Below are 23090 nucleotides of genomic sequence, written 5' to 3'. Positions count from 1 at the left end.
TTATAACGGGCCGCACTGCGGGCGGCAGCGAGGCTGGGGTTATAATCCGCACCTTACAACGAAAGGAAATGCGATGAAGATTGCTCAGAATACGGTCGTGACGGTGAACTACAAGCTGTCGGATGCGCAGAACAACCTGATCGAAGAAGGCGTGCAGCCGATGGTCTACCTGCACGGCGGTTACGAGAATACCCTGCCAAAGATCGAAGAAGCCCTCGACGGCAAGGAAACGGGCTATTCGACCACCCTGCAGGTCGAGCCGGAAGACGCGTTCGGCGACTACGACGCCGAGCTGGTCAAGGTCGAAGAGCGCAAGCGCCTGCCGGAGCCGCTGGAAGTGGGCATGCAGTTCGAAGGCATGGCCGACGGCGCGCCGGACGACGAGCCGATGATCTTTACCGTCACCGAAATCGCCGACGACAAGGTCGTCCTCGACGGTAACCACCCGCTGGCCGGCATGGCGCTGCGTTTCGAGCTGTCGGTGGTCGACGTGCGCGAAGCCACCGCCGAAGAAATCGCCCACGGCCACGTGCACGGCGCCCACGGTCACCACCACGGTGAAGACGAAGGCGACGACAGCGAGCCAGGCGACCATTTCCGCAGCCAGCCGCTGCATTAATGGATTGAATCAACGGGGACGCAAGTCCCCGTTGTGCTTCGGGGGGCAGGGGCATGCCGGCGTCCGCATGGGCGTGGCGTGCCCCCTCCCGCGGGCACGGCGTCAGTTGGCCGCGTCTTCGACCTTGAACAGGGTCTTTGCGCCCGGGCTCACTTCGACCTCGACCGCTTCGCCGCCCACCGACAGGTGCCCGACGTTGCCGCGCCACTCGATGGACGGTTCGGTCTTCTTTGGCAAGTCCGCGCTGTCGATCAGCAGTACCTTGCCCTTGAAGCGCTGGGCGAGGGACTGCACCTGCTTGCGCGTCGCCGCGAAGCCGTCCTGGGTGGCCGGTGCGCGCCGCAGCAGGCCGCGCAAACCGGTGGGTTCTTCCAGCGGCTTGAGGTCGCCTTCCGAGAACAACACGATCGCGTCGAGATTGTCGCGCCGCGCCAGCGTGAAGAGGCGGTTGAGCCAGAAACGATTGGCCACCAGGCGGTCTTCGTATTCGCTGTTGCGCCCGGCCGCGGCCAAATAATGGTTGTTATTGGCCGGCAGGTTGACGGTGGCATACAGCACCTTGTCCACGGTCCAATGGGCGTTTTCGGCATAGCTGCGAAATCGCGGGCTCATCGACAGGCGCGTGAGCGGCAGCTTTTTCCTGCCCAGCGAATCCGGTTCACCATGGAATAGTTCGCGCAGTCTGTGCAGGCGCTCGACGGCGTTGGTGCGCCCGGCCGAATTGCGGCATTCGGTCCAGTCGCTGCCGGCCGGCAGCACGATCATCGGCCGCTTCGCCTTTTCCACCAGCACCTGCCGCTCCTGGTAGAGCTTGTCGCCGCAGGGCTCTTTCGCGGCCTTGATGCCGGTGACGACCACAAAGGCCAGCGAATTCTCGGAGGTTTCCGACAAGGCTTCCTTGAAGCGCCCGTCGCCGGGCTTCGCGAAGCTGTGGCCGATCACGCCGAAACGGTGGTGGCCGGCTTCGTGGGTGGCCGTGCGTGCGGAGTCGCGCTTGTCGTCTCGCTTCGCGTCCTGGCTTGCGCCTGCCGCCGGCAGGCACAACGCCGCGAGCAGCGCGGTCGCCAGCAGGACGGCGCGGCGCGGGTGCTGCATCAGGCCGGTCCGCCCGCGGCGGTGAGGCGCTTGAGTTCGTACAACTGCTGGAGCGCTTCGCGCGGCGTGAGCGCGTCCGGATCGATCCCGGCCAGGGCGTCGAGCAGCGCTGATGGCGCGGCCGCTGCCGGTGCGGCGGGCGCCGGTTCGGCCTCCGCCTCCGCGCAAGGCAGCGCGAACAGGTCGAGCTGGGGCGTCGCGCCCACCGCCTGCGATTCGAGCCGCGCCAGGTGCTTGCGCGCAGCCTTGATCACCGCCGGAGGCACCCCGGCCAGCTGCGCCACCTGCAAGCCGTAGCTCTGGGAGGCCGGCCCGTCCTGCACCGCGTGCAGGAACACGATGGTGTCCTTGTGCTCGACCGCCGACAGGTGCACGTTGGCCGCGCTCGGGTGGTTTTCCGGCAGCTGGGTCAGCTCGAAATAATGGGTCGCGAAGAGGGTGAAACTGCGGCTGTGGTCGATCAGGTGGCGCGCGATCGCCCAGGCCAGCGCCAGCCCGTCGAAGGTGGAGGTGCCGCGCCCGACTTCGTCCATCAGCACCAGCGAGTGCTCGGTGGCGCCGTTCAGGATCGCGGCCGATTCCGTCATCTCGACCATGAAGGTCGAGCGCCCGCCGGCCAGGTCGTCGTTGGCGCCGATACGGGTGAAGATGCGGTCGATCGGGCCGATGGTGGCGCTGGCGGCCGGCACGTAGCTGCCCACATAGGCCAGCAGCACGATCAGCGCGGTCTGGCGCATGAAGGTCGATTTACCGCCCATGTTCGGGCCGGTGATGAGCAGCAGGCGCCGTTCGTTGGAGAGCTTGCAGTCGTTGGCGATGAAGCGCTCGATCTGCTTTTCGACCACCGGGTGGCGGCCCTCGACGATGTCCAGGCAGGGCGCGTCGACCAGCTGCGGCGCGCACCAGTTGTTCTGCAGCGCGTGGCTGGCCAGCGCCACCAGGGTGTCGATCTGGGCGATGCCGGCGGCGATGCGCTGCAGGTCGCCGATGTGCGGCGCCAGGCAGACCAGCAACTCCTCGTACAGCGCCTTTTCGCGCACCAGGGCCTTGTCCTGGGCCGACAGCGCCTTGTCTTCGAAGGCCTTGAGTTCCGGCGTGATGTAGCGCTCGGCATTCTTGAGGGTCTGGCGGCGGCGGTAGTCGTCCGGCACCTTGTCGGTCTGGCCGTGGGTGACTTCGATATAGAAGCCGTGCACCTTGTTGTACTCGACGCGCAGGTTGGCGATCCCGGTGCGGGCGCGCTCGCGCGTCTCGAGGTCGACCAGGAACTGGCCGGCGTTTTCCGACAGCGCGCGCAGTTCGTCGAGTTCGGCATCGAAGCCGCGCGCGAAGACGCCGCCGTCGCGCACCATGGCGCTCGGTTCCTCGGCGACCGCGCGCACCAGCAGGTCGAGGCAGGGCACCGGTGTGTCGATCGCATCGTGCAGCTCGCGCAGCAGGCAGGAGTCGCCCGGGATGAAGCAGCGCGCCACCTGCTGGCGCAGCGCCGGCAGTTGCTTGAGGCCGTCGCGCAGGCAGGCCAGGTCGCGCGGGCGCGCCGACGACAAGGCGATGCGCGTGGTGATGCGCTCGATGTCGGGTACCTGGCCCAGCGTGCCCGACAGGCCGGCGGTGGCGTCGGCCTGGGCCAGGGCCTCGATCGCCTCGTGGCGGGACCGTGCAACGCGCTGGTCGCGCTTCGCATGGTGCAGCCAGTGGCGCAGCAGGCGCGAACCCATCGCCGTGCGGCAGCCGTCGAGCAGGGAGAACAGGGTCGGCGCTTCCTGGCCGCGGATGGTTTCGGTCAGCTCCAGGTTGCGCCGGGTGGCCGCGTCGAGGCCGATGAATTCGTTCTCGCTCTCGACGGCCAGGCTGTTCACGTGCTGCAGGCCGCGTCCTTGGGTGGACTGCGCGTAGCGCAAGAGCGCGCCGGCCGCGCCGAAGGCAGCGCCCAGGCCATCGGCGCCGAAGCCGGTGAGGGTGGCCACGCCCAGCTGGTCGAGCAGGGCGCGGTGGCCCTTGATCACGTCGAAATGCCAGTCGGGCACGCGCTGGGTGTGGGCGATCGGGGTCTCGTCGAGCAGGTCGCCGTCGTCGGCGCGCAGGATTTCGGCCGGCGCGATGCGCTCGAGCTCCTGCGCCAGGCGCAGCGCGCTCGCGTCCGCATCGCCCGAGAATTCCATCAGGCGCAGCGCGCCGCTCGCCAGCGACAGCCAGGCCAGGCCGGTCGTGACGGTCTTGCGGTTGGTGAGCGTGCACACGGCCAGCAAGGAGCGCTCGGCCTTTTCCGGCAGCAGGTCGGAGTCGGTCAGGGTGCCCGGCGTGACCACGCGCACCACCTTGCGTTCGACCGGGCCCTTGCTGGCGGCCGGGTCGCCGATCTGCTCGCAGATGGCGCAGGACTCGCCCAGCTTGACCAGCTTGGCGAGGTAGCCGTCCAGCGAGTGGAAGGGCACGCCGCACATCCTGATCGGGTTGCCGTTCGAGGCGCCGCGCGCGGTCAGCGTGATGCCGAGGATGCGCGCGGCCTTCTCGGCGTCGTCATGGAACAGCTCGTAGAAGTCGCCCATGCGGTAGAACACCAGCATGGTCGGGTAGTCGGCCTTGATGCGCAGGTATTGCTGCATCATGGGAGTGTGCTTCTCTGACGGGCTGGCCTTGGCCGCGGCGGCGTTGATTTCGTTGGGGACGGTGGTCATTTCTGTCGTGTTCGGTAAGGCAGGGCTTTGCCGCGCCAAGGACGACATTTTAACCCCATCGGCTGAGGTGGGGATGAGGAAGCGATGCGCGGGTCTCCGGTACCTGGCCGGTGCACCCGCGTGGGCGCGCGGGCTGGTCCGCCGGCCTGCCGGCGGTGCCGCTCAGCGCGGCGCCAGCCATTCGACGCCGAGGCCGGGGTCGTCCTCGTCGGGTGCGGTATCGCGCACGCCCTTGCCGGACAGGATGCGCAGGATGATCTTTTCGGGGACGGCGACTTCTTCGAGATAGTCGCGCGCCAGTTCGGCGCCGTGGGCCTTTTTCAAGCCGAGGCCGACGTCGATCAGGTGTTCGCGGTGGAGGTCGTTGCGGCGTTCCAGTTGAATGTGGGTCATGGACGATCTCCTGGTGGAAGGTTCAAGGTACACGACGGGATGCGGCGCGTGCGCTCATGGCTGGCGCCGGCGGCCGCATCGGTCGGCGTGCGCGTGTTGTCCATTGTATAGATGAGGCGTACAGGGGCGCACACGCTTCCCGTGCGTCCGCCTTCGTCCAGCCGGCAGCTAGCTGCGCAGCAGCTTCATGACCGTGTCGAGCCGGTAGGGCTTGGGCGCAAACAGGTAACTGGTCTGGCGGTCGGCCAGCAAGGCCGGTAGCGTATAGCCGGAAGTGAGCACGATCTTGACGTGCGGGTACATCTCGCGGACGGCGTCGGCCAGTTGCAGCCCGGTCATCCCGGGCATCATGACATCGGAAAAGAGGGCGTCGATGTCCTGGTCTTGCGCGAGGATGGCCAGGGCGGCCAGCGCCGAGTTGGCGACGACCACCTCCAGTCCTTCGCTGCTGAGCAACATTTCGGCCAGGTTGGCCAGGTCTTCTTCATCGTCGACGACGAGCACCTTGCGTAACAGGCGGCCTGCGATTCCGGTTTCTTCCTGGCCCGGCCCGAGCCGATGCGAGGCATCCGGACGAACAGTCTCGGAAGAGAGCCAGCGGATAGTCGACATGCCTTGCACAACAAATCCTCCAAGCAATAGATAAGCGCCGGGCGCAGGGAGCCCGAACGGGAAAGACGGAAGTATGGATCAAAGCCGGTTTGTCGGGCAAACGATTGCCGCGCTTAAACAAGTTCGCGCCGACGGACTTGTGCCAGCCCGGGTGGCCCTGTGCTTCAAGAAACTTCCTGCGGGAACGGCAGAAAAATAAACCATGGCGGTACCCTTGATTTCTCCAGATACCGGCATTACCCCAGTGGTATGGCAACTCAGCGCAAATCGATCCTGGTCATCCATCCGTCGGCGAAGGACCCCGCGGGAATCCGCCGTTTGCTGGCGGACATGGGCCATACCGCCGTCACCGTGTCGCAGGAAAAGGCCGCGCTCAAGCTGCTCGGCACGGTACGGTTCGACGTCATCTTCACCGGTTTGTCCGGCAGCGAGGAGGGGGCCGCACGCCGGTTCATCGGCGCCCTGCGCAGCGTCGCGCCCGGCAGCGCGGTGGTGGGCATCAATCCCGGCGGGGTGGGCGCCGCCAACGAGGCATGGCATGCCGAGTGCGATGCCCTGATCGCCGAGCCCCTGTCGCCGAGGCGGGTGCAATGGGTGCTCGACTTCGAGTTGCGTTATTTTGGCAGCTGAGCGGCAACTGAGCGGCAACTGAGCGGCAACCGGGTGCCGTGCATGTCGGCAGTTCTTACACCTACCCCATTCCACATGCATACGTGGATGTAAGTGCATGAATTTGCGGCGCTTCCGGGCGATGGTGTAAAAATTGCTTGATCCCATGTTACTAACAACATGGAGAGCATATGAGCCAAGCTGCCAGCCGTCTTGCCGCCGCAATCGTCACTTTCCTGATGTCCGCCGGTGCCTGTGCTGCCGTGGTCGCCAGCAACACCGACTACGGCAACATCGATGGCCGCGAGGCCACGCGCGCGCTGAAGGTGACGACGCGCGGCACCGTTCTCGACCTGAACATCATGGTCGAATTCTCCAAATGCGACGATCCGCCGATCGGCCCGGACGGCGATGCTTGCCTGGGCATCGGATCGCCCTTCGAAAACGAATTCGCCCTGCGGCTGATTGCACCGAACGGCGCAGGCGTCGACCTGGTGCAGGCTTTTACGACCTACCAGCAGGGCACCCGGGGCACCAGCGCCGGCCGCGTCAGCGTGAGCTTCGACGACGAGGCGGCAAGCGCCGCCGGCCCGCGCGTACGCGAAGGCAGCTTCCGCCCGGCCCAGGCCTTGTCGGCCTTCGACGGCATGGACATGTACGGCAGCTGGACGCTGTACCTGCGCGACTTCTTCACAGGCGACCCGTTCGAATTTTTCTCGGCCCGCCTGGAGATGGCGTACGAGCCGGCGCCGGTGCCGGAGCCGGCCACGCTGGCGGTGCTGGGCCTGGGATTGATCGGGATCGGGGCGGCGCGCCGCGGCGGCTTGCGGGTGCGGCGCGGCTGACCGGAGCGTGAGCCGCGTGGACGGAGTCCACCCTACGCCACGCGGCAGGCGTCAACGGGAGGCGATCAGCTTCACGCCCAGCGCGATGAACACCCCGCCGGCCGCCCGGTCGAGCCATTTGCCTGCGCCCGGCTTGCGTTCCAGCCAGCCGCCCACGGCGCCCGCGAAATACCCGAGCAGCCCGAACAGGATCGCCGCCTGCAGCGTGAAGGTCAGGCCGAGCGCCAGCATCTGCCCCGCGACCTGGCCGTTCGCGGGGACCACGAACTGGGGCAGCAGCGACAGGAAGAACAGCACCACTTTCGGATTGATGGCGTTGGCCAGCAAGCCCTTCATGAACAGGCTGCGCAGCGATTGCGGCGGCGCCGCGGCGCCTGCCGCCGATTGCCCGCCCTGGCTGCGCAGCGCGCCGATGCCGAGCCAGACCAGGTACAGGCCGCCGCCCACGCGCAGTGCCGTGAACGCGGCAGGGGAGGCCGCAATCGCCGCGCTCACGCCGATCACGGCCAGCAGGGTGTGGCTCAGGCAGCCCAGCGCGCAGCCCAGGCCGAACACCATGCCCTGCCTGCGGCCTTTCGACATGCCCAGGCCGAGCACCATCAGGTTGTCGGGGCCGGGAGAAGCGGTGAGCAGGATGGCTGCGAGCAGGAAGCCGAGGAATTGTTCGGGTGCGAGCATGGGGATAGTCGGAGGTTGAACGAACGGAACCCGTAGGGTGGACGGCTCTGCCGTCCACGCGTTCAAATCCGGCAAGATCAACCGGACCGGTAGTTCATGCTCACGTTGAACGCGTGGACGGGGAACCCGTCCACCCTACGCTTCGGCGACGCGCCTGGCAATATGCGCCAGCGCCTCGTCGACCTGGTCGATCAGGATCAGGCACAAATCGCCTTCGGACAGGCGCGCCAGCGCGCGGTCGATCGCGACGAACTCGCCGTTGATCTCCTCGACGTAACTGGTGCGGGTCGCGCCGTCCAGTCCCTGGCGCAGCAAGGCGACCACTTCGCCGTCCGGCCGGCCGCGCTGGCACTGGTCCTGGTACAGCAGCACCTCGTCGAAGGCCGCGCCCAGGATTTCGGTCTGCTGGGTGATGTCCTGGTCGCGCCGGTCGCCGGCTCCGCTGATGACGACCGAGCGGCGCCGGGCCGGCATGTTCTCGACCGCCGACACCAGCGCCGCGATCGCGTCCGGGTTGTGGCCGTAGTCGGCGATCAGGGTCGCTCCACGATAGTCGAACACGTTGAAGCGTCCGGGCGCATTGTCGCTTTCGCCGACAAAGGTTTTCAGGCCCAGGCGGATCTTGTCCCAGTCGATGCCGACCGCCCATGCCGCCGCCACCGAGGCCATCACGTTCTCGACCTGGAAACCGATCGCGCCGCCACGGGTGATCGGCACTTCCTGCAGGGTAATGCGGGTTTCGTTCCTGCCCTGCGCGCAGACCAGGAAGCCGTTTTCGACGAACACGACGCGGCGGCCCTGGGCGCGGTGCATGGCGATCAGCGGATGGCCGCCGTCCTGGGCAAAGAAGGTCACGTCGCCGCGGGTGTGCTCGGCCATGTCGGCCACCACCGGGTCGGCCGCGTTGAGCACGGCCATGCCGCCTTCGATCACGTTCTGCACGATCACGCGTTTCAGGACCGCCAGGTCCTCGAGGGTGGTGATGTAGTTCAGGCCGAGGTGGTCGCCGGCGCCGATGTTGGTCACCACCGCCACCTGGCAGCGGTCGAACGCCAGGCCTTCGCGCAGCAGGCCGCCGCGCGCGGTTTCGAACACGGCGGCGTCGACGTCCGGATGCAGCAGCACGTTGCGCGCGCTGCGCGGACCGCTGCAGTCGCCGCTGTCGATGCGGCGCCCTTCGATATACACGCCGTCGGTATTGGTCATGCCGGTGCGCAGGCCGGAGGCGCCGAGCAGGTGCGCGATCAGGCGCACGGTGGTGGTCTTGCCGTTCGTGCCGGTGACGGCCACTACCGGAATGCGGCCGTCGTCGCCGTCCTTGAACAACATGTCGACGATGGCCTGGCCGACGTCGCGTCCCTTGCCGAAAGACGGGGATAAGTGCATCCGCAGGCCCGGCGCGGCGTTGACTTCGACCACGCCGCCGCCTTGCTCTTCGATCGGTTTCAGCACGCTGTCGCAGACCATGTCGACGCCGCAGATGTCGAGGCCGATCATGTGGGCGGCGGCGATCGCGCGCGCCGCCACTTCCGGATGCACGTCGTCGGTCACGTCGGTGGCGGTGCCGCCGGTGGACAGGTTGGCATTGTTGCGCAAGACGATGCGGCGGCCCTTTTCCGGGACCGAGTCGGCCTGCAGGCCCTGCTTGGACAGGCTGCGCAGCGCGATGTCGTCGAAACGGATCTTGGTCAGCGAAGTCGAGTGGCCGTTGCCGCGGCGCGGGTCGCGGTTGACCTGCTCGACCAGCTCGCGCACCGTGTGCACGCCGTCGCCGACCACGTTCGGCGGGTCGCGCCGCGCGGCGGCGACCAGCTTGTCGCCGATCACCAGCAGGCGGTAGTCGTCGCCCGGCAGGTAGCGCTCGATCAGGATGTCGCCGCGGAACTCGCTGGCCGAGTTGAACGCGGCCGCGACCTGCTCGCGCGTCGTGATGTTGACCGTCACGCCCTTGCCCTGGTTGCCGTCCTTCGGCTTGATCACGACCGGCAGGCCGATCTCCTGGGCGGCGAGCCAGGCGTCGTCTGGGTCGGTCACGGTGCGCCCGTGCGGCACCGGCACGCCGGCGGCATCGAGCAGGCGCTTGGTCAACTCCTTGTCCTGGGCGATGGTTTCGGCAATCGCGCCGGTGGCGTCGATCTCGGCGGCCTGGATGCGGCGCTGCTTGCTGCCCCAGCCGAACATGACCATGCTGCCTTCGGTCAGGCGGCGAAACGGGATGTTGCGTTCGATCGCGGCCTGCACGATCGAGCCGGTCGAGGGGCCGAGGCGCACGTCCTCGTCGAGCTCGCGCAGCTGGTCGAGCGCGTTCTGCAGGTCGAAGGGCGCGTCGCTACGCGCGGCCTCGATCAGCTGCCTGGCCAGGTCGAGCGCGAGGCGGCCGACGTCTTCCTCGCTGTATTCGACGACCACCTGGTAGATCCCTGGTTCGACCGTGGCGGTGGTGCGCGAAAAGGTCACCGGGCAGCCGGCTTCGGCCTGCAGGGCGAGCGCCACGATTTCGAGCACTTCGGCCAGCGGCACCGGATCGAGCGCGTCCTGCTCGTGCCCGAGCGGTTGCAATTGGCCGAGCTGGGGAAAGCGCGCGCGCAGGCGCGTCTCGAAACCGGGCAGGGCGGCGATCGATTCTTCGTCGACGGTGCAGGCGACGATCGCCTCGACCGAGGTGTGGTGGCTCCAGAGGTTAGGGCCACGCAAGGCCCGTACGCGAGATACTTCCATAAACCTGTATTCCTTTATAGGGTGCCGCGCCAGCCCTTGCATGGGCGGCGGCACCGTCATTTTCGGCTCCGGTCGTCCGGGGCGCGCTTTTTTAATCAGTAAATCGTTTTCCTGGGGGTGGCGTCGAAGGCGCGCAGGCCGCCGCAGATCAGGTCTTGCGGCAGGCCGAGCGCCCAGGCGGCGGCCGTGGCGGCGAGCACGCTGGCCGGATGCTTGACGGTGGCCGGCTTGATCTTCGCCAGGTCCAGCAGCGGGGTTTCGTCGCTGCCCTCGGCCAGCACGATGTGGTTGTTGCGCGCAAAGACGACGCGCTCGCCGCTGTCGCGGTGCCGCACCAGCACCGGATTGGACTCGTCCATCGCATAGAAGATCACGCGCCCGTCCGACAGCTCGGCCAATTTGACCACTTCCGGATCGGCCGCGTTCAGCACGGCCGCGCCATCGGAGAGGATCACGTCGACCTGGCTGCGCACGACATTGGCCAGCGCTTCGGCATCGCGCACATAGAATTCGTCGACGTCGGCCAGCTGGCCCATGTCGGTGACGACGCCGACCGCGCAGCGGTCGTAGGGCAGGCCGCCGGCGAGGATGCTGCGCGCATTCGATTCGAACACGGCCGCTTCCATGTTGCGGTTGATGAGCAGGCGCTCGCCCGCGGCAAAGCCGGTGCAGTCGCCGGCAATCACCTGGCGTCCGTCGAGATACAGGCCCTCGCCGTTGGCCACGCCCGCATGCTTGCCGGCGGCATTGAGCAGGCAGCCGAGCAGGCGCGCGATCAGGCTGGTGCCGAGGGTGCCGGTCACGCCGACCAGCGGAATGCGGCCGTTGTCGGCATCGCTGAACAGGTGGTCGACGATGGCAGCGCCGACATTGCGCGGCGTACCCGAGGCCGGCTTGATGTGGGCCAGCAGGCCCGGGCTCGAATTGACTTCGATGATCGCACCGCGCTGCTCGGCGAGCGGCCGCGAGATGTCTTCGCACACCAGGTCGATGCCGGCGATATCCAGGCCGACCACGCGCGCGGCCAGGCACGCGGCATGCGCCACGTCCGGGTGGATCAGGTCGGTCACGTCGTCCGACACGTTGCCGTTGGGTTGAATCAGCACTTTCTGTCCAGGCTGCGGCCTCGACTCCGGGCTCAGGCCCTGGCGTTTCAGGTCGAGCAGGATCTCGCTGTCGTGCGGGTCGACGCGGCCGAGCGGGTGCCCTTCGGTGTCGCCGCGGCGCGGGTCGATGTTGATCTGGGTGTCGCACAGCTGCACGACAGTCGAGACGCCGTCGCCGACGACCCACAGCGCCTCGCCGCGCGCCGCCGCCACCACCTGCTTGCCGACGACCAGCAGGCGGTGCTCGTTGCCGGGAATGAAGCGCTCGACCAGCACGGCGCTGCTGTCGCCGGCCTCCGCGGCGATCGCGTAGGCGGCGCGCACGTCGGCTTCGCTCATCAGGTTCAGCGTCACACCGCGGCCGTGGTTGCCGTCGACGGGTTTCAGCACGACCGGCAGGCCGATGTCCTGGGCCTCTTCCCAGGCCGCGTCGGCGCTGCGCACCAGCGCGCCTTCCGGTACCGGCACGCCGCAGGAGGCCAGCAGGCTTTTCGCCAGGTCCTTGTCGCTGGCGATGCCCTCGGCGATGGCGCTGGTGCGGTCGCTCTCGGCGGTCCAGATGCGGCGCTGGGCGGCGCCATGGCCGAGCTGCACGAGGTTGCCTTCGGTGAGGCGGATCGAGGGGATGCGGCGATCGGTGGCGGCGTCGACGATGTTCGCGGTCGAGGGGCCCAGGCAGTAACGGTCGACCAGGCCGGTCAGGTGCGCCACGGTGCCCGCCATGTCGAAGGCCTCGTCGTTGATCGCGGCCATCAGCAGGCGGTGCCCGGCCTCCAGGGCGGCGCGGCCGACGATGGGATCGCGCGTGCGGAACGCCATCTTGTAGATGCCGTGCTCGCCAGTCGAGCGGGTCTTGCCGAAGCCGGTCTTCATGCCGGCCATGTTCTGCAGCTCGAGCACGATGTGCTCGAGGATGTGGCCGGCCCAGGTGCCGCATTCGAGCCGTTCCAGGAAGCCGCCCCGTTCGCCGACGCCGCAGCGGTGTTCGATCAGGCCGGGCAGCCAGTTGGTCAGGCGTGCGTTAAAACCGGGCAGTTTGTTCGAGGGGAAGTCTTCCAGCTCGCCGAGGTCGAGCCAGGTTTCGATCACCGGGCGGTAGGTCCAGATGTTCGGACCCCGCAGGTGAGTTACACGGAGAAACTGGATGTCTTTCTTCTTTGTCATGTAATGATTTCTTGCCATCGGTACCCGCTGGTTCACCATGATGGCGTTGCCTATGTTTGCCTGCCTGTGCGCTACCGCACCCAACCCGGTATGCAGCGCACATGTTGTATACTTGCCGGCCCGAAGCTTACAGTGCCTGCTCCATTCGTGCCGGACGGCACCCGGGCACTCCTCGCTCCAGCCTTTGCAGCGGATTTATTTCCCTGCGCTATGTAAACCGCTGAGCCGGTCACCGCGTTACCCCCTCTATCCAGAACATGCCTGTAACGGGCAGCAACTCAATGACAACTCAACAACTTGCTTCTCCGACGTCGCTTGCACTCGCCTCTGGCTTCCTGCCTGAAGGCTGGCACGATGACATTCGGAAACAGCTTGCACCAGGGGAAAACGCGCTGACCGGCGTGGAGGTTGACCTCGACGCAAAATTACGTTTCACGAAAGGCGTGCTGGTCGTCACCGATCGCCGCCTGCTGTCGCGTGCGCCGGGCGAAACGGCCTGGCGCGCCTGGCCCTTCGTGCCGGGCCTGGTGCTGCGCCACCACGACCATGGCGGCGTTGGCCATCTTGAACTGGTGGACGAACGCGGCCTGCTGGCGAGCTGGCGCTTTACCCTCGGCCAGAACCTGCATGCGATCCGCGTCGCCGACGCCTTCGCCGACCACGTCAAGAGCGTCGAGACCGGGCAGCCGGTGCTCGCGCCCGAGCAGCACACCTGCCCGAGCTGCAAGGCGCCGCTCGAACCCGACCAGGAAGAGTGCCCGATCTGCACCAAGGTGCTGCACACGCCGCCTTCGACCTGGACCCTGTTCCGCCTGTGGCGCTTCGCCATGCCCTACCGCGGCCAGCTGCTGCTGGGTTTCCTGCTGATGCTGGGTAGCACGGCGGCCCACATGATTCCGCCCTACCTGACGATGCCGCTGATGGACAATGTCCTGATCCCGTACCAGAACGGCCAGCGCATCGACAACGATCTCGTCTACCTGTACATGGGCGGCCTGCTCGGCGCCGCCGTCCTGGCCTGGGCGCTGGGCTGGGCCAAGACCTATGTGCTGGCGCTGGTGTCCGAGCGCATGGGCGCCGACCTGCGCTCGACCACCTACGAGCACCTGCTGAAATTGTCGCTGGAATTCTTCGGCGGCAAGCGCACGGGCGACCTGATGTCGAGGATCGGCAGCGGCTCGGACCGGATCTGCGTCTTCCTGTCGCTGCACCTGCTCGACTTCCTGTCGGACGTGCTGATGATCATCATGACCGGCGTAATCCTGTTCACGATCAATCCCTGGCTGGCCTTCGTCACGCTGGTACCGCTGCCCTTCATCGCCTGGATGATCCACGTCGTGCGCGACCGCCTGCGCACCGGTTTCGAGAAGATCGACCGCGTCTGGGGCGAGGTCACCAACGTGCTGGCCGATACCATCCCCGGCATCCGCGTGGTCAAGGCGTTTGCCCAGGAAAAGCGCGAAGCGGTGCGCTTTCGCGAAGCGAACAAGCACAACCTGGCCGTCAACGACAAGCTGAACAAGGTCTGGTCGCTGTTCTCGCCGACCGTCAGTTTCCTCACCGAACTCGGCTTGCTGGTGATCTGGTGCTTCGGCATCTGGCAGGTCTCGCGCGGCGACATCACGGTCGGCACGCTGTCGGCCTTCATCGCCTACAGCGGCCGCTTCTATGTGCGCCTCGATTCGATGAGCCGCATCGTCTCGGTCACGCAGAAATCCGCGTCGGCCGCCAAGCGCATCTTCGACATCCTCGACCACGTCTCGAGCGTGCCGGACCCGGTCAAGCCGGTGAAGGTGCCGAAAGTGCAGGGGAACATCGAACTGCGCGAAGTCGGTTTCCGCTATGGCAACCGGGCGGTCAACCGCGGCATTTCGCTCAACATCAAGGCCGGCGAGATGGTCGGCCTGGTCGGCCACAGCGGTTCCGGCAAGAGCACGCTGGTCAACCTGATCTGCCGCTTCTACGACGTGGCCGAAGGCGCGATCCTGCTCGACGGCGTCGACATCCGCTCGTTCGCGGTGGCCGATTACCGCCGCAACATCGGCCTGGTGCTGCAGGAACCCTTCCTGTTCTTCGGCACGATCGCCGAGAACATCGCCTACGGCAAGCCGGATGCGACGCGCGAAGACATCATCGCCGCGGCGCGCGCCGCGCACGCGCACGAATTCATCCTGCGCCTGCCCCAGGGCTACGACTCGATGGTCGGCGAGCGCGGCCAGGGCCTGTCGGGCGGCGAGCGCCAGCGCATCTCGATCGCGCGCGCGCTGCTGATCGATCCGCCGATCCTAATCATGGACGAGGCAACCTCGTCGGTCGACTCGGAAACCGAGAAGGAAATCCAGAAGGCGCTCGACAACCTGGTGCAGGGCCGCACCACGATCGCGATCGCGCACCGCCTGTCCACGCTGCACCGCGCGGATCGCCTGGTCGTGCTGGATCGCGGCGTGGTGGTGGAAGAGGGCAGCCATGACGAGCTGATGGCGCGCGAAGGCGCCTACCACCGGCTCTACGAAGCGCAGGCGCGCAACGTGGACCAGGACATGGACGATACGGACAAGGACGACTGATGAGCACCCCATTCCAACTGCGCCGCGACAGCTTCGGCAAACTCGTGTTCACGGGCGAGGACGGCATCGACGTCCAGGGCGTGATGCCGGTGCGCGCCTTCCCGATCCAGGCGCCGACCCGCGGCATCTCGCTGGTGCCCGACGGCGGCAAGGAGGTCGCCTGGATCGACGACCTCGAGACCGCGCCCGAGCAGATCCGGGCATTGATCAGCGAAGAACTCGAAGGGCGCGAATTCATCCCCGAGATCCTCACTATCCGCGGCGTCACCAGCTTCGCCACGCCCTGCACCTGGACCGTCAAGACGGACCGTGGCGACACCTCGTTCGTGCTCAAGGTCGACGAAGACATCCGCCGCATCGGCGAGGCCTCGCTGCTGATCGCGGACAGCCACGGCATCCACTTCCTGGTGCGGGACATGTTCAAGATCGATAAGCACAGCAGGAAGATCCTGGACAGGTTCCTGTAAGCCGTCGCGGTTGCACAGCCCCGCGCCCTGGCCTATGCTGGCGCTACGAGCAAGCGCTGGAGGCGATCATGATCCTGCAAGGTGGCTGTTACTGCGGCGCGGTGCGCTATGTCGTCGACGGCGAGGTCTTCCATAGCACCCTCTGTCACTGCCGCGACTGCCGGCGCATGTCCGGCGCGCCGGCCGTGGCCTGGTTCAGCGTGCGCATGGGGAGGCTGCGTTTTACCCATGGCAATCCTGCCACCTACCACTCGAGCCCGCACGTGCTGCGCGGCTTTTGCGCGCGTTGCGGCACCACCTTGACCTTCCAGGACGACCGCTCGCCCGACGAGCTCGACATCACCACTGCCAGCCTCGACGATCCGGACAGCGTGGCGCCGCAAGACCATACCTTCGTCCAGGAGCGGCTCGCGTGGCTACGCACGGCGGACGGCTTGCCCGAGTATCCGCGCACGCGCAGCGAGGCCGGCGCCGTCCCGCCAGCGAACGTCGACTACGATGCCTCCGTGTAAATTCCGTGTGCATCGGTGCGTGCGAGTGTGAGTACGCTCACATACGGCATGGCTGCGCCTGCGTAGAGTGGAGCCTTCGGCCGTTGCGCCACAAGGAGAAATCATGGATTCGATCAACCAGAACCAGTCCGAAGAAAACCGGCGCGACCTGCATGGCGCCGCAGCACTGGAACGTATCCGGAAAACGGCCGAAGAAGCCAAGACGTGCTTCTTCTGCACCAATGGGGCCATGGGCCCGAATCGCGGTGTGCGGCCGATGAGCCTGCTGCAAGCGGACGATGCCGGCAATCTATGGTTCATGAGCGCCAGCGACAGCCACAAGAACGCCGAGCTGGCGGCCGACCCGCAAGTCAAACTGTTTTTCCAGGAAAGTACTCACGCCGGTTTCATGGAGCTCGATGCGATCGCGACCATCTCGCGGGACCCGGTCAAGATCAAGGAGTTGTGGGACTTCGTGCTCAAGACCTGGTTCACCGAAGGCGAGGACGACCCGCGCATCACCGTGCTCCAGGTCGTCCCCAAAGGCGGCTACTACTGGGACAACAAGCACGGCCAGGCCATTGCCGGCGCCAAGATGGTCGTTGGCGCGGCCATCGGCAAGACGCTGGACGATTCCATCGAAGGCAAGCTGACTGTTTGACGAGACAGCTGGGGAGCGTGCCATGATCGAACTCGACCACGTGATCGTGCCGTCCCGCGACCGGGTCGCGGCGGCGCGCCTGCTCGCCGGCTTGCTCGGAGTGCCGTGGGAGGAAACGGCGCTGGGCGTGTTTTCTCCCGTGTACGTCAATGCCGGGCTCACGCTGGAATTCGCCCAAACTGCTGAGGACTTCCCCATCGAACATTTCTGCTTCCGGGTGAGCGAAGCGGAGTTCGATGCCATCCTGGGCCGCCTGCGGGCGGGCGGCATCGGCTGGCGCGCCACCGTCAGCGGTCCCAACGACGGGCGGATCGGCACCGCCTACGGCGGACGCGGCATTTACTGGGACGAGCCGGAGGGCCACCGCTGGGAAATCCTGACGGCCAGTTATGCACGCCGGATGGGCCAATAAGCTGTTGTAGCGCAATTCATTTCTTGGTGAGATACTGTTGGTGCAATGCCAACATTAACTGTTACGCGAGGCTCGCGCGCTGCAGTCCACATCAACCTGACATGAGCGCGCAATGACTTTTACGGAATCGATTTCTACCTGCTTCAGCAAGTACGCCACCTTCGACGGCACGGCCAGCCGCTCCGAGTACTGGTGGTTTGTCCTGTTCCTGCTCGTCGCCGGGGCGATTGCGGGCGTGATCAGCGAAACGCTGGGTATCGTGTTCAACCTGGCCACCCTCATCCCGTCCATCGCCGCCGCCTGCCGCCGCCTGCACGACACCGACCGCAGCGGCTGGTGGCAACTGCTGGTGTTCGTTCCGTTCATCGGCTGGATCGTGCTGATCGTCTTCCTGGCCCAGGAGTCGCGCCCGAACCGCTACAGCGAAGCGTTGCCGGCCGTCGCCTGAGCGGACGGCCCGGCGCGGCGGCCAGCCGTGCTCACCCCCTTGCCTGCAGCCAGTAGAATGGGCTCGCACAGTCAAGGGGGAATGCAATGCAACGAACGGCTCTGGTAGTGGGCGTCACCGGCATCGGCGGCAACCACGTCGCACGCGAATTACTGACAAGGGGCTGGCAGGTGGCCGGCCTGTCGCGCCGCGCGCCGGCCGACCTGCCGGGCGTGCGCCACATTGCCGCCGACCTGCTCGACCCGGCGAGCTTGTCCAGCGCGCTGGCGGGCGTGGCCCCGACCCACGTTTTCATTACCACCTGGATGCGCCAGGACACGGAGCAGGCCAATATCCGCGTCAACGCAGCCCTGGTGCGCAACCTGTTGAGCGCCTTGTCGCCGAAAAAGAGCGTGCGCCACGTCGCCCTCGTCACCGGCCTGAAGCACTACCTCGGCCCCTTCGAGGCCTATGCCAGTTCGGGCACCTTGCCCGACACGCCGCTGCGCGAAAGCCAGCCGCGCCTGCCGCTGGAAAATTTCTATTACGCGCAGGAAGACGAAGTCTATGCCGCCGCCGCGCGCGACCGCTTCACCTGGAGCGTGCACCGCCCGCATACCGTGATCGGCCTGGCCGTCGGCAATGCGATGAACCTCGGCACCACGCTGGCCGTCTACGCCAGCCTCTGCAAGGAGACCGGGCGCCCGTTCCAGTTCCCAGGCTCCGAGGCGCAGTGGAAGGGCCTGTCCGACGTGACCGACGCCCGCATGCTGGCCAAGCAGCTGGTCTGGGCGGCCGACACCGATGCCGCGAAAAACGAAGCCTTCAATATCGTCAACGGCGACCTGTTCCGCTGGAGCTGGCTGTGGCCGCGGCTGGCCGCATGGTTCGGCGTGCAGGCGGCCGGCTACAGCGGGCAGATGCAGCCATTGGAAGCCGCGATGGCGAACGACGCGCCGCTCTGGCGCGAGATGGCGATCCGCCACGGCCTGGCCGAGCTTGACCTCGACCGTCTCGCCTCGGCCTGGCACACCGACCTCGACCTCGGCCGGCCGCTGGAAGTCATGACCGACATGGCCAACAGCCGGCGCCTCGGCTTTGCGGCCTGGCAGGCCACCGACGATTCCTTCTTCGACCTGTTCGCGCGCCTGCGCGCAGCGTGCCTGATTCCGTGACGGGGAGCGGCGCCGTGCACGTTGTGCTCGTCACGATCGGCTCGGCGGGCGACCTGTTCCCGTTCATGCACATGGCGCTGGCGCTCAGGGAAGCCGGGCACCGCATCAGCTTTCTCGGACCGGTCCAGCACGAACCCTTCGTCCGCGCTGCCGGGCTGCCTTTCCACGGCCTGCCGGCCGACCCGGCCGTGCTGGATCACCCCGACCTGTGGCATCCGACCCGCGGTTTCGGCGTCGTGTGGGAGGCGACCCGCCCGGCCATGGCCGAGGTGCCGGCCTTCATGCGCGCGCTGCCGGCAGGCGAACGCTGCGTCATGCTGGTCCATCCGCTGGCCTTGCCGGAGGCCGACCTGTGCCGCGCCGCGAACCCCGGCCTGCGCATCGCCGCGGCCTTCCTGGCGCCCTCGAACCTGCCGACCGTGCACGATCCGCTGCTGCTCGGGCCGTGGCGCGTGCCGCGCTGGGTGCCGCACGGGGCGCGCAAGCGGCTGTGGCGCAGCCTCGCCGCGCGCTTCGTCGACCCGGTTGCGCTGCCCAGCGTGAACGCCGCGCGCGCACAGGCCGGGCTGGCGCCGGTCGAGGCGCTGATCGATACCCTGTTTTCGATTGCCGACCTGTCGATCGCGCTGTTTCCCGACTGGTTCGCGCCCACCCAGCCGGACTGGCCGCAGCCGCTGGTGCGTTGCGGCTTTCCCCTCTACGACCCCGACCCGCAAGCGGCGCTGTCGCCCGAGCTGCTGCATTTCCTGGGGCAGGGCGGCAGGCCGCTGGTGTTCACCCCGGGCACCGGCAACCGCCAGGCGCGGGCGTATTTCGAGCACGCGGCCGCGGCCGCCCGCCAGCTCGGCGAGCGCGCCATCTTCCTCACCCCGCACCGCGACCAGCTGCCGCCTGAATTGCCCTGCCACGTGCTGTGGCAGGCGTATGTGCCGCTACGCGCCTTGCTGCCGCAGGTGGCGGTGCTGGTGCACCACGGCGGCATCGGCACGACCGCCGAGGCGCTCCATGCCGGCACCGCGCAGCTGGTGGTGCCGCTCGCGCACGACCAGTTCGACAACGGGGCGCGGCTGGTGGCGCTCGGGGTCGGGCGCAGCCTGCCGGCCACGCACCTGACGGAGCGCAGGCTGGTCAAGCAACTGGGCGCACTGCTCGACGATGCCGGCCTGCCAGGGCGCTGCCGCGCGGTGGCGGCCCGGTTCGGCGGCGATTCGGAGGTTGGAGAAGTCGTTGCCGCCATCGAGGCCCTCGTCGTTTAGCCGCCCCGCAGCGCCTGCACCGGGCTCATGCGTATCGCCGCCAGCGTATGGCGCGCCGTCGCCGCCAGTGCCGCCAACAGCGCCAGGCCAAGCGCCGCGACCAGCGGCCACGGCCCGAGCGGCGCATGCTCGGCGAAGCCGGCCAGGTACAGGTGGATCGCGATCGCCGCCGCCGGCAGGCCGAGCGCGGCCGCGGCCGCGACGCTCAAGCCGAACTCGCGCCCGAGGCGGCGCGCGATGGCGCCGTTGCTGGCGCCGTACAGCTTGCGGATCACGATCTCGCGCCGGCTGCGCTGGACCGTATAGGCCGAGAGCACGTAGATGCCGAAAGCGGCCAGCGCCAGCGCCACCAGGCTGGCCGCGCCCAGGATCTTCAGCATGCGCAGGTCCTGGCGGTAGCTTTCGCCGGCGATGCTCGCCGCGCTCTGCATCACCATGATCCCGTTCGGGAAGTACTGGCGCCAGACCGGCTCGATGGCGCGCGCCAGCGCCTGCTGGCCGAGCGTCGTGCGTACCGTGACGACGCTGTCCACGTCCGTCAGCAGGTAGACGATCGGCCCCGGACGCTCGCGCATCGAGTGGTGGCGCAGGTCGGGCGCCACGCCCACCACGACCAGGTCGCCTCCATCCTGGCCCGCGCCTGCCGCGAACGGCATCTTGCCCAGCACTTCCTGCGCCGCGCGGTAACCCAGCGCCTCGACCGCCGCCATGTTCAACACCATGACGCTCGACTTCGGCCCGTCGCGCCGGGCGCTGAACAGGCGCCCGGCACGCGGGCGGATGCCGTACAGGTCGAAGAACTCCGGCGAGACGCGCTTGATCTCGACCCGCAGCTGCTTGCCGTCGCGTGTTTCGTAGCCGCCCGTGATCTTGTTGGCGTCGCGTCCGATCGCCTCGGCCGACACCGCCGAGCCCTCGATGCCGGGCACGCGCGCCACGGCCGGCACGAAGCCCTGCACCTGCTCGTCGGTGGCCAGCGGCATGTGCAGCAGCGTCAGCCCGGCCGGGTCGAAGCCCGGATCGGCATGGGTCGCGTACCAGGTCTGCCAGCCGACGGCGATGGTGATGCCGGCCAGCGTCATCGCCGTGGCGAACTGCAGCACCGTGAGCGTGCGCCTGACCCACAGGTTGGCCGTCGTTTCGCTGCTGCTGTCGCGTCCCGCCAGCACCGTGGACGGGCGTACCCGCAGCGCGGTCCAGGCCGGGTACAGCCCGGCCGCCAGGCCCGCGCCCGCGCCCAGCAGCAGCGCCAGCGCCAGCCGGCCGGGCGCGAAGAAGCCCTCCAGCTTGCGGTTGACCAGGTCGGCGAACAGCGGCAGCAGCAGCCAGGCGAGCAGGATCCCGGCGGAGGTTGCGAGCAGGGCGACCAGCACCGACTCGGCCAGGAACTGGCCGGCCACGCGCGGCGCGGAGGCGCCCAGCACCTTGCGCATGCCGATCTCGCGTTGGCGGCGCAGGGTGCGCACGGTGGCCAGGTTGATCCAGTTGGTCATGGCCAGCGCCAGGATCAGCAGCGCGACCCCGGCCAGCGCCAGCGTGCTGTCGCGCTGGCCGTAATTGCGCTTGTCGCGGCCGCCGGCCAGGTCCGGGTCGAAGTAGGCGTCGCGCAGCGACACCAGCCTTTCCTCGACGCCTGGCCCGCCGAGCGCGCGGCCCATGGGGCCGGCCTGGAAGCGCCGGTTCACGGGCAGGTCCATGACCGCATCCTGCAGCAGGGTTTCCAGCCGGGCGAGGTCGGCGCCTGGGCGCAGCTTGAGGAAGATGTGGCCGCGCGCCTGCTCGTCAGGCCGCAGCGAGCGCTCTTCGGGCGCCCGTGCACGGCTGAGCGGGCCGGTCAGGACCTCCCACTGGTGGGTGCTGTTGGCCGGCACGTCCGGAATCACGGCAAGTACTTGCAGCACTTCGTCGTGGACGCGCACCGTCTTGCCCAGCACGTCGGCGCTGCCGAACAGGCGCAGCGCTGTCTCGCGGGTCAGGGCCAGGGCGTCGGGCCGGGTCAGGGCCGCCTGCAGGTCGCCCGCCAGCGGGGCGATGCCGAAAATCGGACCGAGCGCCGGATCGGCCGCGTACAGCTTCACCTCGTGCAGCTGGGCGCCGACACGCAGCGGTTTCAGGATCTGCTGGGAGGTGGCGGCCTGTTCGACCATGCCGCTGGCGAGCGCCGTGTCGCGCAGCGGCAGCGCGGCGCGCGTGTTCCAGTCCGGACGCGGAAAGAAATTGATGCGCTGCTTGACGACGACCACCCGGCCGGCGTCCGGCACATGGCTGTTGTAGTTCAGGCAGTAGGCGACGAAACCGAGCAGCAGGAAGCAGGCGGCGCAGGCCACCGCCAGGCCGAGCACGGTGACGGCGGAATAGCCCGGCTCCTGCAGCAACTGGCGCCAGCCGATGCGAAAGTCGCGGGCACGGACAAGCGGGATCCTCATGCTGCCCTCAGCGCGTCGACGACGATGCGGCCATCGAGCAGGTTCAGGGTGCGCGAGGCCTGGGCCGCATGGCTGGGCGAGTGCGTGACCATGACTACCGTGGTGCCTTCGGCGTTAATCGTGCGCAGCATGCGCATTACCTCGTCGCCATGGGCCGTGTCCAGGTTGCCGGTCGGTTCGTCGGCCAGCAGCAGGGCGGGGCCGGCCACCAGCGCGCGCGCGATCGCGACCCGCTGCTGCTGGCCGCCCGAGAGCTGCGAGGGCTTGTGGCGCGCGCGGTGCGCCACGCCCAGCTTGTCGAGCATGGCCTCGACCCGCTCGCGCCGTTCGCGGTTCTTCAAGCCCGTGTATTCGAGCGCCAGCTCGACGTTCTCGTACACGTTCAGCTCGTCGATCAGGTTGAAGCTCTGGAAAATGAAGCCGATGCGGCCGCGCCGCAAGGCGTTCAGCCGCGCTTCGCTCCAGCCGGCCACGTTCTCGCCGTCGAACCAGTAGTCGCCGGCGGTCGGCACGTCGAGCAGTCCGAGCAGGCCGAGCAGGGTCGACTTGCCGCAGCCCGAGGGGCCGGTGATGGCGACGTATTCGCCGGCCTCGATTTCCAGGTCGATGCGGTCGAGGGCCGTGGTGTGGACTTCGCCCGCCACATGGGTTTTGCTGACGCCTGAAAGCTTGAGCATGCTGTTCCTTTGAT

Annotated in this window: 20 protein-coding genes; 11 read left to right on the top strand and 9 right to left on the bottom strand. The window is 67.7% G+C overall.

Annotation, left to right across the window (positions count from 1 at the left end; genetic code table 11):
- Positions 1-73: 73 nt before the first annotated feature.
- Positions 74-619: an FKBP-type peptidyl-prolyl cis-trans isomerase gene (locus ACFPAH_RS04195; RefSeq protein WP_379741104.1), complete on the top strand. Its 546-nt coding sequence runs from the start codon at positions 74-76 to the stop codon at positions 617-619.
- 102 nt (positions 620-721) lie between these two features.
- Here ACFPAH_RS04195 and ACFPAH_RS04190 read toward each other — a convergent pair whose 3' ends face one another.
- The 4 genes from ACFPAH_RS04190 to ACFPAH_RS04175 form a co-directional block, all read right to left on the bottom strand.
- A complete protein-coding gene (locus ACFPAH_RS04190) occupies positions 722-1714 on the bottom strand; it encodes a hypothetical protein (RefSeq protein ID WP_379741101.1) in 993 nt (330 codons plus the stop codon).
- Positions 1714-4392 carry a DNA mismatch repair protein MutS gene (gene mutS / locus ACFPAH_RS04185; protein WP_379741098.1) on the bottom strand — a complete coding sequence of 893 codons (2679 nt, stop codon included), beginning with the start codon at positions 4390-4392 and terminating at the stop codon, positions 1714-1716. Before mutS ends, ACFPAH_RS04190 begins: the two co-directional genes overlap by 1 nt.
- Before the next feature lie 162 nt (positions 4393-4554).
- On the bottom strand, positions 4555-4785 hold the full coding sequence (locus ACFPAH_RS04180) for a hypothetical protein (protein WP_379741095.1): 231 nt from the start codon (positions 4783-4785) through the stop codon (positions 4555-4557).
- Positions 4786-4953: 168 nt separating this feature from the next.
- Entirely contained in the window at positions 4954-5397 is a 444-nt protein-coding gene (locus ACFPAH_RS04175) for a response regulator (protein ID WP_379741092.1), read from the bottom strand.
- 249 nt (positions 5398-5646) lie between these two features.
- Here ACFPAH_RS04175 and ACFPAH_RS04170 point away from each other — a divergent pair, with 249 nt between their 5' ends.
- Entirely contained in the window at positions 5647-6027 is a 381-nt protein-coding gene (locus tag ACFPAH_RS04170; RefSeq protein ID WP_379741089.1) for a hypothetical protein, read from the top strand.
- 170 nt (positions 6028-6197) lie between these two features.
- Positions 6198-6851 carry a PEP-CTERM sorting domain-containing protein gene (locus ACFPAH_RS04165; protein WP_379741086.1) on the top strand — a complete coding sequence of 218 codons (654 nt, stop codon included), beginning with the start codon at positions 6198-6200 and terminating at the stop codon, positions 6849-6851.
- A gap of 51 nt (positions 6852-6902) precedes the next feature.
- Here the strand turns inward: ACFPAH_RS04165 and ACFPAH_RS04160 are convergent, their stop codons facing one another.
- The 3 genes from ACFPAH_RS04160 to cphA (ACFPAH_RS04150) form a co-directional block, all read right to left on the bottom strand.
- Positions 6903-7529 (bottom strand): LysE family translocator, encoded by a 627-nt coding sequence (locus ACFPAH_RS04160; protein WP_379741082.1) that lies wholly within the window; start codon positions 7527-7529, stop codon positions 6903-6905.
- A gap of 135 nt (positions 7530-7664) precedes the next feature.
- Positions 7665-10247, bottom strand: a complete 2583-nt coding sequence (gene cphA, locus ACFPAH_RS04155; protein WP_379741079.1) for a cyanophycin synthetase — start codon at positions 10245-10247, stop codon at positions 7665-7667.
- A gap of 95 nt (positions 10248-10342) precedes the next feature.
- Entirely contained in the window at positions 10343-12517 is a 2175-nt protein-coding gene (gene cphA / locus ACFPAH_RS04150) for a cyanophycin synthetase (protein ID WP_379741076.1), read from the bottom strand.
- A gap of 281 nt (positions 12518-12798) precedes the next feature.
- Between cphA (ACFPAH_RS04150) and ACFPAH_RS04145 the strand changes: the two genes are divergently transcribed.
- The 8 genes from ACFPAH_RS04145 (at position 12799) to ACFPAH_RS04110 (ending at position 19973) form a co-directional block, all read left to right on the top strand.
- Positions 12799-15084: an ABC transporter ATP-binding protein gene (locus ACFPAH_RS04145; protein ID WP_379741073.1), complete on the top strand. Its 2286-nt coding sequence runs from the start codon at positions 12799-12801 to the stop codon at positions 15082-15084.
- Positions 15084-15551: a DUF1854 domain-containing protein gene (locus tag ACFPAH_RS04140; RefSeq protein WP_379741070.1), complete on the top strand. Its 468-nt coding sequence runs from the start codon at positions 15084-15086 to the stop codon at positions 15549-15551. The genes ACFPAH_RS04145 and ACFPAH_RS04140 overlap by 1 nt, the downstream gene beginning before the upstream one ends.
- A 68-nt stretch (positions 15552-15619) precedes the next feature.
- Entirely contained in the window at positions 15620-16063 is a 444-nt protein-coding gene (locus ACFPAH_RS04135; RefSeq protein WP_379741067.1) for a GFA family protein, read from the top strand.
- 103 nt (positions 16064-16166) lie between these two features.
- Entirely contained in the window at positions 16167-16703 is a 537-nt protein-coding gene (locus ACFPAH_RS04130) for a pyridoxamine 5'-phosphate oxidase family protein (protein WP_379741064.1), read from the top strand.
- 22 nt (positions 16704-16725) lie between these two features.
- Positions 16726-17115 carry a VOC family protein gene (locus ACFPAH_RS04125; RefSeq protein WP_379741061.1) on the top strand — a complete coding sequence of 130 codons (390 nt, stop codon included), beginning with the start codon at positions 16726-16728 and terminating at the stop codon, positions 17113-17115.
- 112 nt (positions 17116-17227) lie between these two features.
- The gene (locus ACFPAH_RS04120; RefSeq protein ID WP_379741058.1) at positions 17228-17563 is read left to right on the top strand and encodes a DUF805 domain-containing protein; all 336 of its coding nucleotides are present in this window, start codon (positions 17228-17230) and stop codon (positions 17561-17563) included.
- Positions 17564-17649: 86 nt separating this feature from the next.
- Positions 17650-18717, top strand: a complete 1068-nt coding sequence (locus ACFPAH_RS04115; RefSeq protein ID WP_379741055.1) for an SDR family oxidoreductase — start codon at positions 17650-17652, stop codon at positions 18715-18717.
- 14 nt (positions 18718-18731) lie between these two features.
- Positions 18732-19973 carry a glycosyltransferase gene (locus tag ACFPAH_RS04110; RefSeq protein WP_379741052.1) on the top strand — a complete coding sequence of 414 codons (1242 nt, stop codon included), beginning with the start codon at positions 18732-18734 and terminating at the stop codon, positions 19971-19973.
- Here ACFPAH_RS04110 and ACFPAH_RS04105 read toward each other — a convergent pair.
- Together ACFPAH_RS04105 and ACFPAH_RS04100 are read right to left on the bottom strand one after the other, a co-directional pair.
- Positions 19970-22399, bottom strand: coding sequence for an ABC transporter permease (locus ACFPAH_RS04105; protein ID WP_379741049.1), 2430 nt, complete (start codon positions 22397-22399; stop codon positions 19970-19972). The two genes, ACFPAH_RS04110 and ACFPAH_RS04105, sit on opposite strands and share 4 nt — an antisense overlap.
- Positions 22396-23076 carry an ABC transporter ATP-binding protein gene (locus ACFPAH_RS04100; protein WP_379741046.1) on the bottom strand — a complete coding sequence of 227 codons (681 nt, stop codon included), beginning with the start codon at positions 23074-23076 and terminating at the stop codon, positions 22396-22398. The genes ACFPAH_RS04105 and ACFPAH_RS04100 overlap by 4 nt, the downstream gene beginning before the upstream one ends.
- Positions 23077-23090: the final 14 nt, after the last annotated feature.

Origin of the sequence: Massilia sp. GCM10023247 (genome assembly GCF_042653325.1) — a bacterium.
Classification (GTDB): Bacteria; Pseudomonadota; Gammaproteobacteria; order Burkholderiales; family Burkholderiaceae_D; genus Telluria.
The sequence above is the reverse complement of the archived record's forward strand: the minus strand, read 5'-3'. Positions and strand labels throughout refer to the sequence as shown.

What these genes read in the sequence shown, in the direction of transcription:
- ACFPAH_RS04105 (WP_379741049.1), bottom strand. Translation starts at nt 22,399, where the DNA reads ATGAGGATCCCGCTTGTCCGTGCCCGCGACTTTCGCATCGGCTGGCGC.
- ACFPAH_RS04180 (WP_379741095.1), bottom strand. Translation starts at nt 4,785, where the DNA reads ATGACCCACATTCAACTGGAACGCCGCAACGACCTCCACCGCGAACAC.
- ACFPAH_RS04190 (WP_379741101.1), bottom strand. Translation starts at nt 1,714, where the DNA reads ATGCAGCACCCGCGCCGCGCCGTCCTGCTGGCGACCGCGCTGCTCGCG.
- ACFPAH_RS04145 (WP_379741073.1), top strand. Translation starts at nt 12,799, where the DNA reads ATGACAACTCAACAACTTGCTTCTCCGACGTCGCTTGCACTCGCCTCT.
- ACFPAH_RS04160 (WP_379741082.1), bottom strand. Translation starts at nt 7,529, where the DNA reads ATGCTCGCACCCGAACAATTCCTCGGCTTCCTGCTCGCAGCCATCCTG.
- ACFPAH_RS04175 (WP_379741092.1), bottom strand. Translation starts at nt 5,397, where the DNA reads ATGTCGACTATCCGCTGGCTCTCTTCCGAGACTGTTCGTCCGGATGCC.
- ACFPAH_RS04195 (WP_379741104.1), top strand. Translation starts at nt 74, where the DNA reads ATGAAGATTGCTCAGAATACGGTCGTGACGGTGAACTACAAGCTGTCG.
- ACFPAH_RS04135 (WP_379741067.1), top strand. Translation starts at nt 15,620, where the DNA reads ATGATCCTGCAAGGTGGCTGTTACTGCGGCGCGGTGCGCTATGTCGTC.
- mutS (WP_379741098.1), bottom strand. Translation starts at nt 4,392, where the DNA reads ATGACCACCGTCCCCAACGAAATCAACGCCGCCGCGGCCAAGGCCAGC.
- cphA (WP_379741076.1), bottom strand. Translation starts at nt 12,517, where the DNA reads ATGACAAAGAAGAAAGACATCCAGTTTCTCCGTGTAACTCACCTGCGG.
- ACFPAH_RS04115 (WP_379741055.1), top strand. Translation starts at nt 17,650, where the DNA reads ATGCAACGAACGGCTCTGGTAGTGGGCGTCACCGGCATCGGCGGCAAC.
- ACFPAH_RS04125 (WP_379741061.1), top strand. Translation starts at nt 16,726, where the DNA reads ATGATCGAACTCGACCACGTGATCGTGCCGTCCCGCGACCGGGTCGCG.
- ACFPAH_RS04170 (WP_379741089.1), top strand. Translation starts at nt 5,647, where the DNA reads ATGGCAACTCAGCGCAAATCGATCCTGGTCATCCATCCGTCGGCGAAG.
- ACFPAH_RS04165 (WP_379741086.1), top strand. Translation starts at nt 6,198, where the DNA reads ATGAGCCAAGCTGCCAGCCGTCTTGCCGCCGCAATCGTCACTTTCCTG.
- ACFPAH_RS04130 (WP_379741064.1), top strand. Translation starts at nt 16,167, where the DNA reads ATGGATTCGATCAACCAGAACCAGTCCGAAGAAAACCGGCGCGACCTG.
- cphA (WP_379741079.1), bottom strand. Translation starts at nt 10,247, where the DNA reads ATGGAAGTATCTCGCGTACGGGCCTTGCGTGGCCCTAACCTCTGGAGC.
- ACFPAH_RS04120 (WP_379741058.1), top strand. Translation starts at nt 17,228, where the DNA reads ATGACTTTTACGGAATCGATTTCTACCTGCTTCAGCAAGTACGCCACC.
- ACFPAH_RS04140 (WP_379741070.1), top strand. Translation starts at nt 15,084, where the DNA reads ATGAGCACCCCATTCCAACTGCGCCGCGACAGCTTCGGCAAACTCGTG.
- ACFPAH_RS04100 (WP_379741046.1), bottom strand. Translation starts at nt 23,076, where the DNA reads ATGCTCAAGCTTTCAGGCGTCAGCAAAACCCATGTGGCGGGCGAAGTC.